The organism is Dechloromonas sp. H13, from assembly GCF_009469615.1.
In the GTDB taxonomy this organism is placed as follows: Bacteria; Pseudomonadota; Gammaproteobacteria; order Burkholderiales; family Rhodocyclaceae; genus Azonexus.
The window spans coordinates 33,775-48,737 of the sequence record NZ_SSXX01000001.1 but is presented as its reverse complement, the minus strand read 5'-3'; the positions used below and the strand labels follow the sequence as shown (position 1 = coordinate 48,737).

Sequence of the window (14,963 nt, the reverse complement as noted above, 5' to 3'; positions counted from 1 at the left end):
TACAGCAGAGTGGAGTCACCATGAGCATTATCGAAGTCCAAGTTCCGCAACTCTCCGAGTCCGTTGCCGAAGGCACGCTGGCTTCCTGGAAGAAGAAGATCGGCGAGGCCGTTGCCCGCGACGAAATCCTGATCGACATCGAAACCGACAAGGTCGTCCTCGAAGTCCCGTCGCCGGGCGCCGGCGTTCTGGTCGAAATCATCAAGGGCGATGGCGAGACGGTCGTTTCGGGTGAACTGATCGCCAAGATCGATACCGAAGCCAAGGCGGGCGCTGCTGCGCCGGCGGCGGAGGCGCCGAAGGCCGCTGCTGCTCCCGCCGCCGCGCCGGCTGCTGCTGCCGCACCGGCGGGCACGGCCAGTCCGTCGGCCCGCAAGATTCTCGACGAAAAGGGGATAGCTGCCGCAGACGTCGCCGGTACCGGCCGCGGTGGTCGTGTGACCAAGGAGGATGCCGTCGCTGCGGCGCCGAAGGCTGGCCCGATTGCCGCGCCGGCTGCTGCCAAGGCCGCGTTGCCGACGCCGGCTGTCGAGATCGCGCTGGGTGAGCGCACCGAGCAGCGTGTGCCGATGACCCGTCTGCGCGCCCGTATCGCCGAGCGCCTGCTGCAGTCGCAATCGACCAACGCCATCCTGACGACCTTCAACGAAGTCAACATGGGTCCGATCATGGCCCTGCGCAAGCAGTACGCCGAGAAGTTCGAGAAGACGCACGGCGTGCGCCTCGGCTTCATGGGCTTCTTCGTCAAGGCCGCCTGTGCCGCGTTGCAGAAGTTCCCGGTGCTGAACGCTTCCGTTGATGGCAATGACATCGTCTACCACGGCTACATCGACATCGGCATCGCCGTCGGTTCGCCGCGTGGCCTGGTCGTGCCGATCCTGCGCAATGCCGACCAGATGTCGATCGCCGAGATCGAGAAGAAGATCGCCGAATTCGGCGCCAAGGCCAAGGATGGCAAGCTGTCGATCGAGGAACTGACCGGCGGCACCTTCTCGATTTCCAACGGTGGTGTCTTCGGTTCCATGCTGTCGACCCCGATCATCAACCCGCCGCAATCGGCGATCCTCGGCATCCATGCGACCAAGGACCGCGCGGTCGTTGAAAACGGCCAGGTCGTCGTGCGTCCGATCAACTATCTGGCGATGTCCTACGACCACCGGATCATCGACGGCCGCGAAGCGGTCCTCGGCCTGGTGACCATGAAGGAAGCCCTGGAAGATCCGTCGCGCCTGCTGCTCGGCGTCTGATCGACGTTTGTCCGGCGCCAGCGTCCCTTTTCGGGCGCTGGCGCTTTTGCACATCTGAAATCTGAAAGGTTTACACATGTCCAAGCAATTCGACGTGCTCGTCATCGGCGGCGGTCCCGGTGGCTACATTGCCGCCATTCGCGCTGCCCAGCTGGGTTTCTCCTCGGCCTGTGCCGAATCCAACCCGTATGCCGACCCGAAGGGCGAGCCGCGTCTTGGCGGCACCTGCCTGAACGTCGGCTGCATTCCGTCCAAGGCCCTGCTGCACACCTCGCACCTGTTCGAGGAAGCCGGCCACTCCTTCGAGGCCCAGGGTATCAAGGTGGGGAAGGCGACGATCGACGTGCCGACCATGAAGGCACGCAAGGATGGCGTCGTCAATCAGCTGACCGGCGGCATCAAGATGCTGCTGAAGAAGAACAAGGTCACCTTCCTGCCAGGCCACGGCTCCTTCGTCGGTAAGGAAGGCGACTACTGGAAGGTCAAGGTCGGCGCCGAGGAAGTGCTGGCCAAGCAGGTCATCGTCGCCACCGGTTCCAAGGCACGTCATCTGCCGAACGTTGCGGTCGACCAGAAGATCGTCATGGACAACGAAGGCGCGTTGAACCAGGAATCCGTGCCCAAGAAGCTGGCCATCATCGGCGCCGGCGTCATCGGCCTGGAAATGGGTTCGGTCTGGCGTCGTGTCGGTGCCGAAGTCACCGTCCTCGAAGCCATGCCTGACTTCCTGGCCGCGGCTGACGTCGATGTCGCCAAGGAAGCGCTCAAGCTGTTCACCAAGCAGGGCCTGAACATCCAGATGGGCGTCAAGATCGGCGACATCAAGACGACCAAGAAGGGTGTTTCGATCGCCTACGAGGACAAGGACGGCAAGGCCCAGAAGCTGGACGCCGACCGCCTGATCGTCTCCATCGGCCGCGTGCCGAATACCGACGGCCTGAACGCCGACGGCGTCGGCCTCAAGCTCGATGCCCGTGGCTTCGTCGAGGTCGATGGCCATTGCCAGACCAACCTGCCGGGCGTCTGGGCGATCGGCGACGTCGTGCGCGGCCCGATGCTGGCGCACAAGGCGCATGAAGAGGGCGTCATGGTCGCCGAACTGATGGCCGGTCAGGCCGGGCACTGCAACTTCGACACCATTCCCTGGGTCATCTACACCTCGCCGGAAATCGCCTGGGTCGGCAAGACCGAGCAGCAACTCAAGGCCGAAGGCGTTGCCTACAAGGCAGGCAAGGTGCCGTTCCTGGCCAATGGCCGTGCCCTGGGCATGGGCGATCCTTCGGGCTTCGTCAAGATGCTGGCCTGCAAGGACAGCGACCGCATCCTCGGCGTGCACATCATCGGTGCCAACGCCTCCGAAATCATCGCCGAGGCTGTCGTGGCGATGGAATTCGGCGGAGCCTCCGAAGATCTGGCGCGCATCTGCCATGCGCATCCGACCCTGTCGGAGACCGTGCACGAAGCGGCCCTGGCCTGCGACAAGCGTACGCTGAACTTCTAGCCCGTTCGGCTGGCGTCGGCGCCAGTTCCGCGAAAAGCACAAAGAGCCCTGCGGGGCTCTTTGTTTTTGCCGGTCTTGCCGCCATACTACGGGTTCAATTGCGGATAATCCCATTCGACTTGCGGAATGCATAACGACAACGATCAACTGGCCTTGCTCGACGACGAGCCGGAACCCGCTGCCGGCAGCGCGGCGAATGCGTGCTGGTATCTGCTGGTGGTCGACGACGACGAGGACGTGCATCACGCGACCGAATTCGCCCTCAGCGATCTGCGGGTTCTCGGGCGGCCGCTGAAATTCCTGCACGCCTTCGGCGCCGAGGAGGCCATCGGCATCCTGAGCCGCCGCCGCGATGTCGCAGTCATTCTGCTCGATGTCGTGATGGAGTGCGAGGATGCCGGCCTCCGGGCCGTCGAGCGCATTCGCAACGAACTGGGTCTCGATGCCATCCGCATCATCCTGCGGACCGGCCAGCCGGGCTATGCGCCGGAACTCGACGCCATCGCCAATTACGACATCAACGATTACAAGACCAAGACCGAGTTGACGCGCGGCAAGTTGTTCACGACCGTCACGGCGGCGATCCGCTCCTTCGACCAGATCCAGCGCCTGGAAGCGAGCCGCAACGGCCTCGAGCTGATCATCGACGGTTCCCTGCGCTTCAACGCCGAGCAGGGCTTGCCGTCCTTTTCCGCCGGGGTCATCATTCAGTTGTCCGGCCTGCTCAGTGTGGCGCCGGTGGGCATGGTCTGCGCCCGTACCGCCAGCGACGCGGCCGGCGGCACCATTCTCGCGGCGCTCGGGCGTTTCGGGGAATCCAGGAACAAGCTGTTGTCCGCAGTGGGCGACCAGCCCGCCCGACAGATGCTGGAGCGCTGCCTGCAGGAGCGTGCCAGCCAATGCAGCGAGCGTTCGCTGGCGTTGTATTTTGCCGGGCGGCACGGCAGCAATTTTGCCGTCTACGTCGAGTCGACCGCAGCAATCGTGCCGATCGACCGCCACCTGCTCGACATATTCAGCGCCAACATCGCCATCTGCGGCGAGAACGTCGCGCTCGTCGAACGCCTGCGCGCGGCGGCCTATATAGACAACCTGACCGGGCTGCCGAACCGCGCCGCGCAGATCGACGTCATCGACGAGTCGCTGGCCGGCGCCTGGGCGGGGAACCATGTCCTGGCACTGATCGACATCGACCAGTTCTCGGAGACCATCGATGCCTTCGGCTACCGTTTCGGCGACCAGCAGTTGCAGGCGGTCGCCGGGCGCCTGCGCGCCATGCTTCCCGACAGCGTGCATGTCGCGCGCGTCGGCAGCGACGTCTTCGGTGTCTATGGTCGTGACGAGGTCGTGAAGCCATCCGGCTTGCGCAACATCCTGCTCGAACCCTTCGACAGCGAGGGCGGGCTGCATACCCTTTCGTTCTCGATCGGTCTCGTCCGCACCGATGCCGCGGATGCCGATGGCGCCGACCTGCTGCGCAATGCCGCCATCGCGCTCAAGCATGCCAAGCTCGCCGGTCCGGGGAACGATGCCTATTACACCACCGAGGTCGGCATGCTGACCCGGCAACGGGTGCATATGCTGCACGACCTGCGCGCCGCGCTGGACAACGGCGATCTCTTCGTCGTCTACCAGCCGCAAATCGACCTTGCCTCGGGGGGCGTCATCGGCATCGAGGCATTGCTGCGCTGGCGCACCGCCGACGGCGAATTCGTGCCGCTCGAACAGTTCATCGCGGTCGCCGAGCAGTCCGGGCTGATCGTCGCCGTCGGGGCCTGGGTGTTGCATGCCGCCCTGGCCGCGCAGCGCGAGCTGGCCGCCCGGGGGTATCCGTTGCGCATGGCGGTCAACGTATCGCCGGTGCAGTTCCGCCAGCCGGGTTTCCTCAGCATGGTTCGCGAGGCGATGGCCGAACACGCCGTGGCGCCGGGCCTGCTGGAACTCGAAATCACCGAATCGGTGGCGCTCTCCGGCTGGGCGCAGACGGTCGAGCGCATGCATGCGATCAAGGCGCTGGGGGCATTGATCGCCATCGACGATTTCGGCACCGGCTTCTCCTCGCTCAATTACCTGGCGCATCTGCCGGCCGATTGCCTGAAGATCGACCGCAGTTTTGTCCACGCACTGGACGACCAGCATTCCGGCACGCCGATCGCGGCGATGGTGATCCAGCTCGGCCGCCAGCTGGGCATGCGCGTCCTGGCGGAAGGCGTCGAGGACGGGCGGCAGTTGCAGACGCTGGTCGAACTCGGATGTTGCGAGGCGCAGGGCATGGTCTATGCGCCAGCGATGGCGCAGCCGGACCTCCTGAACTGGCTTCGCAGCCGCGAGCGCTGAGCGGCGATGCGCCGGTTCGCCGCATGCCTGGTCGTGTTCGCCGTCCTGGCCGGGTGCGGCCAGCGTGAAACATTGCGGGTCGGCTTTCTGGCGGGACTGAGCGGCGGTGTCGCCGATCTCGGCGAGGCCGGACGCAATGGCGCCCAGATCGCCGTCGAGGAAGTCAACCGGGCGGGCGGCATCGACGGTCGGCCGGTCGAATTGGTCGTCCGCGACGATGCCCAGACGCCGGAAAAGGCGATCGCCGCCACCAACGAACTCGTTGCGCTGGGCGTCGAGGCCATCGTCGGGCCGATGACCAGTGCGATGGCCGAAGTCGTCCTGCCGCTGGCCCAGCGCGCCGGGGTCGTTCTCGTCAGTCCGACCGTCACCGCGCGCAAGTTTTTCGGGCAGGACGACAACCTGTTCCTGATTTCGTCGAGTACCCAAGACGAGGCCAGACTCAGCGCCAGGTTCCATTTCAAGGAAAGCGGCATGCATCGCGTGGCCGCCATCTACGACCTGAAAAACCTGGCCTACACCGAAAGCTGGCTGCGCGAATTCACCGTCGCGTTCCAGGAGCTCGGCGGCGATGTCCTGCCCTTCGCCTACGAATCCACTCCCGACGCCAAGTTCGGCACCATCGTCCGGCAGGTACTCAACAAGCGGCCGGACGGCATCCTGCTGATCACCAGCGCCGTCGATGCGGCGCGCCTGGCGCAAAAAATCCGCGAGCGCAACCCGCAGGTGCTCCTGATCGCCTCGCAATGGGCAACCACCGAGCGCCTGATCGAACTCGGCGGCAGTGCGGTCGAGGGCATGGTGCTCCATAATTCGTTCGACCGCGACAGCAAGGCCGAAGGCATGCAGCGATTGCGCAGCGTTTACGCCGAACGCTTCCAGCGCGAACCGGGCTTTGCTGGCGTCGCTGCCTATGACGCCACGCGTGCCGTGCTGGCGGCGCTCACCCGGCGTCACGGCGGCGAGACGCTGCGCGACGCCTTGTTGACGCGCGGTCCCTTTCCCGGCGCCGAGGAAAACATCAGCTTCGACCGCTTCGGCGACAGCCGGCGCGTCCAGCATATCGCCGTCGTCCGCGACGGGCAGTTCATCACGGTGCGCTAGGGGGCAATTTGAACCTGCCAGGGCGGTTGACGGTAACGAGCGAATGGCGGCTGCGCACCTCGCTGACGCTGCTGCTGGTGGTCGCCACGCTGGTTACCTTCGGCATCATCGGCTTCGGCGTGCTGGCCTACCGGGTTCCCGCCATCCTCGAGGAGGACCGCCAGCACCTGCGTAACGACGCGGTCAGCCTGGCCCGCTATTTCGAGCAGCTGATCGACGGCCTCGAAGGTCGCCTGGGAACGCTGGCGGCGCTCGACATGACCATGCAGCCGGCGCATATCCAGCGCTTCCTCGATGCCGTGATTGCTGAAGGCGGGTTCAAGGCCATCTACGTGCTCAACGGCCGTGGGCACGTCGAGCATGTCGGGCTGCCGCAAAATGCCCCCAATGTCCGGCCCAACCTGGTGGGCGCCGACCTTTCGCGCAATCCGCTGTTCGCGACTGCGCACCATCTCGGGCGCCGGGTGTGGAGCGACCGTTACCTGTCGGCGCTGAATGGCGATGCGACGGTCGGGCTGGCCATCCCCTTCGGCGATTACGTGCTGCTCGGCGAGGTGGCGCCGGACTTCGCGGTCGAGGTCCTGCGTGCCGGCGCGGAAGACCTGAAGTTTCCCGTGCTGGTCGTCGATCGCGCCGGCGAATACGTCGTCGGCAAGAACCTGGCCGAAGGCGAGCGTTTGCGCAACTGGTCGGCCGAGTTGCGCGGCACGCCCCTGGAGGCCGACGGCGACATCCGGCTGCTGCGTTTCGCCGGTACGCTCTACGATACCGGCCTGGCGCGCTCGGACAAGCTGCAATGGACCTTCCTGGTCACCATGCCGACCGGGCTGGAAAATCCGCGCGTCAGGATCACCATCGGCCTGGTCCTCGTCGGCTTCGTCGGCTCGATGCTGCTCGCCCTCGTGCTCGCTCCCATGTGGGCGGCACGGATGAGCGCGCCGCTGCGCGACCTGATCGCGCAGACGCGGGCGCTGACCAGCGGACGCTTCGGCGGCAAGGTGTCGCGCGGCAAGATCCTCGAGTTCAACCAGCTGGCCTCCGACATGGAATCGATGGCGGCGGCGATCCGCCAGCGCCAGGGCGAACTCGAGCGCAGCGAGGAGCGCCTGCTGCAGAGCCTGCAGAACGTGCAGCAGCTCAACCTGTTGCTGGAACAACGGGTCGAACTGCGGACCATCGACCTGGCGCGGGCCAACCGCGAGTTGTCCGAGGCCATGGAAACGCTCAAGCTGGCGCAGGGCGAGCTGGTGCGCAGCGAGAAGCTGGCCTCGCTCGGCAATCTGGTCGGCGGTGTCGCGCACGAGCTGAACACGCCGATCGGCAACGGCGTCATGGCCGTTTCGACGCTGCAGGACCAGGTCCGGGCTTTCCGCCGGGAAATGGAGAGCGGCCTGCGGCGCTCGACGCTCGAAGCTTTCGTCGACCGCGTCGAGCGCGGCAGCGAGATCGCCGTGCGCAACCTGCAGCGGGCCAACGAACTGATCGCCAGCTTCAAGCAGGTCGCCGTCGACCAGACGAGCGTCCAGCGCCGCCAGTTCATGCTCGCCGAAGTCGTCGACGAGATTCTCCTGACGCTGCAGCCGACGCTCAAGAGAACCCCCTGCCGGATCGACTGCCGGATTCCCGAAGGGCTGGCGATGGACAGTTACCCCGGGCCACTCGGCCAGGTCCTCACCAATCTGCTGACCAACTCGCTGAACCACGCCTTCGAGGGCAGGGCGCAGGGGTTGATCGAGATCTTCGCCGAGCGCCAGGGCGACGACCAGGTTCGCCTGCTGGTCGCCGACGACGGCAACGGCATTCCGCCGGAACTGCTCGACCGGATTTTCGATCCCTTCGTTACCAGCAAGCTCGGGCGCGGCGGCAGCGGGCTCGGCCTGCACATCGTCTGGAATACCGTCACCGTCGTTCTCGGCGGCAGCATTTCGGTGGATAGCATGCCGGGCCTCGGCACGCGATTCCGTATCACCCTGCCGCTTGTTGCACCGCGTCAAACCTCTGCCGCCTGATATATCATCTCGTCCCATGCCGCACAAAAAACTGAACGTCTCCCCCCGGGGCATGCTCGACGCCTACGAGGCCCTGCTCAAGGCCCGGGGCTATTTTGCCGATGCCGCCCAGATGGCCGCCGCCAGCGCCCTGCAGGCGCTTTACGGAAATCTGCTGGTTTTCAAGGTCGACCGCGGCAGCACCTTCAAACGCCTGCTGTCGCCGCCCAAGCCACCGAGGGGGCTGTATTTCTGGGGCGGCGTCGGGCGCGGCAAGAGCTTCCTGATGGACTGCTTCTACGACGCCGTGCCCTATCGGCGCAAGAAGCGCATCCATTTCCACGCCTTCATGCAGCAGATTCACCACGATCTTGACAAGTACAAGGGCGAGACAGACCCGATGCTCAAGATCGCCGAACAGATCGCCCGCGAGGTGCGCCTGCTCTGCTTCGACGAATTCCACGTCTCCGACATCGCCGACGCGATGATCCTAGGCCGCCTGCTCGACGGGCTGTTCGAGAAGGGTGTCATCCTGGTCATGACCTCCAACTACCCGCCGGACCGGCTCTACCCAAACGGCCTGCACCGTGAAAGCTTCCTGCCGACCATCGACCTGCTCAAGCGCCAGCTCGACGTGCTCGAGGTCGAGGCCGGCATCGACTACCGCCTGCGGGCGCTGGAGCAGGTCGAGATCTACCACCATCCCGCCGATGCCGGCGCCGAGAAGAAGATGCTCGACTACTTCCGCATGGTGGCCGGGGAAGAGGGCAGGAAGGGCGGCCATATCGAGGTGCTCGGGCGCAATATCGACACCGTGCGCCGCGGTCACGGCGTCATCTGGTTCGATTTTCGCACCCTGTGCGGCGGGCCGCGCTCGCAGAACGACTACCTGGAAATCGCCCGCGGCTACCACACCGTGCTGCTCTCGCACATTCCGCGGATGACGCAGCACCAGGCTTCGGAAGCGCGGCGCTTCACCTGGCTGGTCGACGTCTTCTACGATCACAAGGTCAAGCTCATTGCCACCGCCGACTGCCCGGCCGACGCCTTGTACACCGAAGGCACCCAGGCCGGCGAATTCGCCCGCACCGTCAGCCGCCTGACCGAGATGAACTCGCGCGAGTATCTCGCCCTGGCGCACGTCGCGAGCTGACCGCCGTGGATCAGCGCCTCGTACCGCAAGACCTCGCCATCGACCTGCGCCAGCTGGTCATGACGATCGCCAACACCGTCGATCTCGTCGGCGTCGACGACCTCCTGCACGGCCGCCGCGTCGGCATGCTGGCGCGCGAACTGGCGATCCGGCTGGGACTCGACGATCCGACCCAGCTGCTGCTCTACGACGCCGGCCTGCTGCACGACTGCGGCGTTTCGTCGACCCGTGTCCACCGCCGCCTGGTCGTCGACCTCGAATGGTCGGGTTCGCAGGAACACTGCATCCGCGGCGAGGAACTGCTGCAGGATTTCGCGCCGCTGGCGCATCTCGCGCCGATCATCCGCTACCACCACAGCCGCTGGATGTGGCTGGAACAGCAGGAGCTCGACCAGGCGACCATCCGCTACGCCAACCTCATTTTCCTGGCCGATCGCATCGATGTCCTGGCGGCGCCCTTCCACGCCGACAACACGACGCTGGCGCACGCCGAGGAAATCCGCGAGCGTCTGGCCGCCGAGCGTGGCCGGCTGTTCGCTCCCGACCTGGTTGACGCCTTTCTCGCCCTGTCGGAAGGCGAGGCCTTCTGGCTGGAACTGCAGCCGGAGGCCGTGCAGCAGTACCAGGCGGAAATGGAGAGCTTCGGCGACCTGCGCATGATCGGCTGGCACGAATTCAAGCGGTGCGCCGACATCTTCGCGCGCATCATCGACGCCAAGTCGCCCTATACCGAGCAGCACTCGCGCGGCGTCTCCCTGTTGGCGCGCCATCTGGCGGGCAAGCTGGGCCTCGATCCGGTCACCTGCGAGAAGATCGAGGTGGCCGGGCTCCTGCACGACATCGGCAAGCTGCAGATCCCGGACGAGATCATCGAGGGCCACAATCCCCTGACGCCGCAGGAATTCAACATCATGAAAGGGCACAGCTTCGGCACCAGGCAGGTACTGAAGCGCCTGCACGCCATCGACGACCTCGCCCGCTGGGCGTACTACCACCACGAAACGCCGGACGGGCGCGGCTATCCCTTCCATGTCGGCGGCGCCGCGCTGCCGCTCGAGGCGCGCATCATTAACGTCGCCGACATCTTCCAGGCGCTGGCCCAGGAGCGGCCCTACCGCAAGCCGATGGCGCCCGACGAGATCCTGGCCGTCCTCGAAGAGCGCGTCGCCCAGGGGCGGGCCGACCCGGCGGTGGTCGCTGTCGTCGCCGGCGACCTCGTCAATTGCCACCGCGTCGCCCTGTGCTGCGCGGGATGACCGCGGGGCTCGCCCGCCTGCTGCTGTGCCTGGCGGTGCTGTTCGGCGGGCCGGCCGCGGCGCAACAGGAACTCGAGATCATTCCGCTGCGCAGCCAGACGGTTGACCAGGTGCTGCCGACGCTGCTGCCGCTGCTCGAACCCGGCGGCACCCTGACCGGCATGAACGACCAGCTGTTCCTGCGCGCCAGCGCGCGCAACCGCGAGGAGATCCGGCGCGTGCTGGCGACCATCGACCGGCCGTCCCGGCGCCTGCTGATCCGCGTCAGCCACAACCGCGAAAGCGAGGTGGCGAGCCGCGGCGGCGAAGTCAGCGGGCGGGTGGTGATCGGCGATAGCGGGCGCAGCAACGTCGAGGCGCGGCTGTGGGACACGCAGGGCGCGCGCAGCGAGAATTCCGGCCAGATGGTGCAGACCGTCGAGGGTGGCGCGGCCTTCATCCAGGTCGGGCGCTCGCTGCCGGTGCCCATGCGCCAGGCGACGATTGGTCCCGGCGGTGCGGTGATCAGCGAGACGGTGGTGTTCCAGGACATCGGCCGCGGCTTCTTCGCGACGCCGCGCCTCGTCGGCGAGCGCGTGACCATCGACATCAGCCAGCAGGCCGACAGCGCGGCCCGTTTCGGCCCGCCCGGCAGCGTCAGCACCCAGCGCCTGACGACGACCGTTTCCGGGCGTCTCGGCGAGTGGATCGAAGTCGGCGGCACGAGCCGCGAGGCGAGCGCCAGCCAGGGCGGCACCTTCGGCCGCTCGACCGGCGGCGGCCGCGATGCGCAGTCGATCTGGCTCCAGGTGGAGGAAATACGATGACGCCGAAGCGTCATCTCGGCCAGCAGTTCGCGCTGGCTACCGCGATCTTCTGCGTCGTGCTGGCGCTCCCGGCGTTCGGCCTTTTCGTCTGGCTGTGGATCGAACGCGGCCTCGCCGATACCTGGGTGCCCAGCACGCTCGCCGCCGTCGCCTTCCTCGGCGCCTGTGCCGGCGTCCTCTACGTCATGAGCCGTCCGCAGCCGCCGTTGCCGCCGGCCGACGACCGGGAAGCCTGATTCAGGCCAGCAGCTGGCTGATCAGCTGCGGATCGGCGACGCCGTTGGCCGGCAGGCCGTGGCTCGCCTGGTAGCCCTTGAGCAGCGCGACGCTGGTCTGCCCGAAAATGCCGTCCGCCTTGATGTTGACGCCGCGCTCGGACAAACCCAGTTGCACGAGGCGGACGTCCAGCCCGCGCACCAGCGGCGTCTGCAGCGACAGGCTGCGGGTGCCCGGCTGCGGGCCGTCGTAGCAGCCCGGCGGGGTCGCGGCGAGCGTCGTGCGCGAGATTTCGGATTCACGCACGACCAGCGGCAGTTCGAGGCCCCAGTAGCCCTGGTCGATCAGGCGCTGGAAGGCTTCCATGCGATAGACGGTACGCCGCAGGTCGCTGCGCGGATGCGCGGCCAGCCAGGCATGGCGGGTGGCGACGTAGGCGGCGATCCAGTCGCGCTCGCCGAGAGCGGCGATGCTGCCGGCCTGCTGGATGGTGCGGTCGCGCATCTTCGTCCATGAGCCGTGGACGGTGCTGTCGTAGACCACGGCGACGCCGAGCGGCGAGGTGATGCCGAGGTTGGCGGCGCTGCGGGCTGCCGGCCGCCAATAGACCTCGTCGAAAAAGACATCCTGCGTTTCCCGCATGATCGGGTCGTCGGCCGTCGCCCGCAGCAGGTTGTGCAGGCGCAATTCGCCGTCCAGACGCAGGTCGACCGCAGCGAAGCGCGGCAGCCACGGTTGCAGGCGGCCGGCGAAGCGGGCGCCGGCGTTGGCGCCATAGCGTTGCAGCAGCGCCAGGAGGTTGCCGGACGCCAGCGTCGTCTGGGAACGGCCGAAGGTCAGATGGCCGGTGTCGCCGGCGATGACGGTGACGCTGCCGTAGTTGCCGAGCACCGAGCCGGTCTCGAAAATATTGACGATGGATTGGGCCGTCTGCTTCTGGGTCGGGGTGAGCATGGGTCGGACTCCTTCCGGTCGAGGTCGGGCGGTGGCGGGGCAGCAGACTTCAGCATAGATCAACGTCATGACAACGCAAGGCGCCGGCGCTTTCCGGCGCGCCGGAACGGGCAAAAAAAGACCGGGCGCGCGGCCGGGTCTCGCTGCAGCCGGGATGCTGCCGGATCAGGCGGCGTTGAGCGCCTGGTCGAGGTCGGCGATCAGGTCGTCGACATGCTCGATGCCGATCGACAGGCGGATCATGTCTTCCGACACGCCGGCCTTGGCCAGTTCCTCGGGCGACAGCTGGCGGTGCGTGGTCGATGCCGGGTGGCAGGCCAGTGTCTTGCAGTCGCCGATGTTGACCAGGCGGGTGACCAGCTGCAGCGCATCCTGGAACTTGCCGCCGCCTTCGCGGCCGCCCCTGACGCCGAAGTTGAGGATGCCGGAAGCGCGGCCGCCCATGTACTTCTGCACCAGCGCGTGGTCCTTGTGCTCGGGCAGGCCGGCGTAGTTGACCCAGCTGACCTTCGGGTGTTTCTGCAGGAACTGCGCGATCTTCAGCGAATTCTCGCAGATGCGGTCCATGCGCAGGGCCAGCGTTTCGACGCCCTGCAGGATCAGGAAGGCATTGAACGGCGAAATCGCTGCGCCCATGTTGCGCAGCGGCACGACGCGGGCGCGGCCGATGTAGGCGGCGGGGCCGAGCGCTTCGGTGTAGACGACGCCGTGGTAGGAAACGTCCGGCTCGTTGAGGCGCTTGAACCTGGCCTTGTGCTCGGCCCAGGGGAACTTGCCGCTATCGACGATGATGCCGCCGATGGAATTGCCGTGGCCGCCGAGGTACTTGGTCAGCGCATGGACGACGATGTCGGCGCCGTGCTCGAAGGGGCGGCACAGGTAGGGCGAGGGCACGGTATTGTCGACGATGACCGGCACGCCGTGCTTGTGGGCGATCTCGGCGAGCTTCTCGAAGTCGGTGATGTTGCCCAGCGGGTTGCCGACCGATTCGCAGAAGACGGCCTTGGTCTTGCCATCGATCAGCTTTTCGAAGGCGGCCGGATCGCGGTAGTCGGCGAAACGCACGTCGATACCGTACTGCGGCAGGGTGTGGGCGAACAGGTTGTAGGTGCCGCCGTAGAGCGTGGATGAGGTGACGATGTTGTCGCCGGCCTCGGTAATCGTCTGGATCGCCGCGGTGATCGCCGCCATGCCCGACGCCATGCACAGCGCGGCGACGCCGCCCTCCATCGCGGCGATGCGCTTTTCCAGCACGTCCTGCGTCGGGTTCATGATGCGCGTGTAGATGTTGCCAGCCACCTTGAGGTCGAACAGGTCGGCACCGTGCTGGGTGCTGTCGAAGGCGTAGGAAGTCGTCTGGTAGATGGGCACGGCGACGGCCTTGGTCGTCGGGTCGGGCGAATAACCGCCGTGGACGGCGAGGGTTTCGAGTTTCATGCGTGTCTCTCTTGCTCTTGTGGTTGGTGAAAAATGGAGTCTAGCAGGGGTTGACCGCAACAGTCTCGCCACTGGAGCAGGCACATGGATGGCGGGCACCGCAAATGCCAAAAGCCGCCGGCTTGCGCGCGGCGGCTCGTGCGGTTTGCGCCGGCCGGGGTCAGTTCGGCAGCAGGCTGCCGTTGCTCAGGCGCACGTGGTCGCCGACCTGCCAGCGGCTGTTTTCGGCCTGGCTGAAGGTGCGCGTGCTGCCGTCCTCGAAGCGGACGGTGACCTGCTGGCTCTTCTCGGAACGCACGTATTTTTCGGTCTGGTGGCCGGCGAAGGCGCCGCCGACGGCGCCGACGATGGTGGCGGCGGTGTTGCCCTTGCCGCGGCCGATCTGGTTGCCGAGCAGGCCGCCGACGACGCCGCCGGCGACGGCGCCGAGGCCGCTGCCTTCGGCCGGGGTGCTGACTTCGCGCACCGCCTCGACGGTGCCGCAGTCGCGGCAGAGCGGCGGCGCCGCGGCGGCCGGCCGGGCCGGGATGACGTCGATGCCGGCGTCGTTGCCATGGTAGGCGGTGGTCGTCCGCTCGCTGGCGTAGCGCAGCTCGCCGGTCGCTTGCGGCGGCGGGGCGTACTGGGCGGCCGGCTGCGTCTTGTGCGGCTTGGCCGGCGGCGGCGCAAAGCGTTCGGCCTTGGCGGGGGCGGCCTGGGCAGCCGGCGGCGGGGCGAACTGTTCGTTCTTCGCCGGGACGGCTTCCGTTGCCGTCGGCTGGGCAGCTGCGGTCAACGCCGGTTCCGTGGCCGATTTGCCCGGCAACAGGCCGGTCAGGCTGGCGACAGCGGTGAGGCTGGCGATGGTGACTGCGGTGGCGGCGACGATGACGGCCGGATGGGTGCTGCGGGTGGTTTCCTGCATGGTGTGCTCCGTGGGTTCCGCGAGGGGCGTTGGTAGCGAGAATAACGCCTTGCCCCTGGG

At 66.7% G+C, this 14,963-nt stretch carries 12 protein-coding genes; 9 read left to right on the top strand and 3 right to left on the bottom strand.

Annotated elements, in window-relative coordinates:
* Positions 1 to 20 precede the first annotated feature (20 nt).
* The 9 genes from odhB (at position 21) to GH660_RS00175 (ending at position 11,628) form a co-directional block, all read left to right on the top strand.
* Positions 21 to 1,247, top strand: a complete 1,227-nt coding sequence (gene odhB, locus GH660_RS00215; protein ID WP_153144568.1) for a 2-oxoglutarate dehydrogenase complex dihydrolipoyllysine-residue succinyltransferase — start codon at positions 21 to 23, stop codon at positions 1,245 to 1,247.
* Positions 1,248 to 1,323: 76 nt separating this feature from the next.
* Positions 1,324 to 2,748, top strand: coding sequence for a dihydrolipoyl dehydrogenase (lpdA, locus tag GH660_RS00210; RefSeq protein WP_153144567.1), 1,425 nt, complete (start codon positions 1,324 to 1,326; stop codon positions 2,746 to 2,748).
* A gap of 126 nt (positions 2,749 to 2,874) precedes the next feature.
* Positions 2,875 to 5,085: a bifunctional diguanylate cyclase/phosphodiesterase gene (locus tag GH660_RS00205; RefSeq protein ID WP_153144566.1), complete on the top strand. Its 2,211-nt coding sequence runs from the start codon at positions 2,875 to 2,877 to the stop codon at positions 5,083 to 5,085.
* Between the two features lie 6 nt (positions 5,086 to 5,091).
* Positions 5,092 to 6,189: an ABC transporter substrate-binding protein gene (locus GH660_RS00200; protein ID WP_153144565.1), complete on the top strand. Its 1,098-nt coding sequence runs from the start codon at positions 5,092 to 5,094 to the stop codon at positions 6,187 to 6,189.
* Between the two features lie 8 nt (positions 6,190 to 6,197).
* A complete protein-coding gene (locus tag GH660_RS00195; protein WP_153144564.1) occupies positions 6,198 to 8,198 on the top strand; it encodes a sensor histidine kinase in 2,001 nt (666 codons plus the stop codon).
* A 16-nt stretch (positions 8,199 to 8,214) separates the two neighbouring features.
* Entirely contained in the window at positions 8,215 to 9,330 is a 1,116-nt protein-coding gene (gene zapE, locus GH660_RS00190) for a cell division protein ZapE (RefSeq protein WP_153144563.1), read from the top strand.
* Positions 9,331 to 9,335: 5 nt separating this feature from the next.
* Entirely contained in the window at positions 9,336 to 10,586 is a 1,251-nt protein-coding gene (locus tag GH660_RS00185) for an HD domain-containing phosphohydrolase (protein ID WP_153144562.1), read from the top strand.
* Entirely contained in the window at positions 10,583 to 11,392 is an 810-nt protein-coding gene (locus GH660_RS00180) for a hypothetical protein (protein ID WP_153144561.1), read from the top strand. The genes GH660_RS00185 and GH660_RS00180 overlap by 4 nt, the downstream gene beginning before the upstream one ends.
* A complete protein-coding gene (locus GH660_RS00175; RefSeq protein ID WP_153144560.1) occupies positions 11,389 to 11,628 on the top strand; it encodes a hypothetical protein in 240 nt (79 codons plus the stop codon). The genes GH660_RS00180 and GH660_RS00175 overlap by 4 nt, the downstream gene beginning before the upstream one ends.
* Position 11,629: 1 nt before the next feature.
* Here the strand turns inward: GH660_RS00175 and GH660_RS00170 are convergent, their stop codons facing one another.
* The 3 genes from GH660_RS00170 to GH660_RS00160 all read right to left on the bottom strand — a co-directional run bounded on the left by GH660_RS00170 (position 11,630) and on the right by GH660_RS00160 (position 14,903).
* On the bottom strand, positions 11,630 to 12,562 hold the full coding sequence (locus GH660_RS00170) for a peptidoglycan-binding protein (RefSeq protein ID WP_153144559.1): 933 nt from the start codon (positions 12,560 to 12,562) through the stop codon (positions 11,630 to 11,632).
* Between the two features lie 165 nt (positions 12,563 to 12,727).
* Positions 12,728 to 13,999 (bottom strand): bifunctional O-acetylhomoserine aminocarboxypropyltransferase/cysteine synthase, encoded by a 1,272-nt coding sequence (locus GH660_RS00165; protein ID WP_153144558.1) that lies wholly within the window; start codon positions 13,997 to 13,999, stop codon positions 12,728 to 12,730.
* Between the two features lie 160 nt (positions 14,000 to 14,159).
* Positions 14,160 to 14,903, bottom strand: coding sequence for a glycine zipper 2TM domain-containing protein (locus GH660_RS00160; RefSeq protein WP_153144557.1), 744 nt, complete (start codon positions 14,901 to 14,903; stop codon positions 14,160 to 14,162).
* Positions 14,904 to 14,963: the final 60 nt, after the last annotated feature.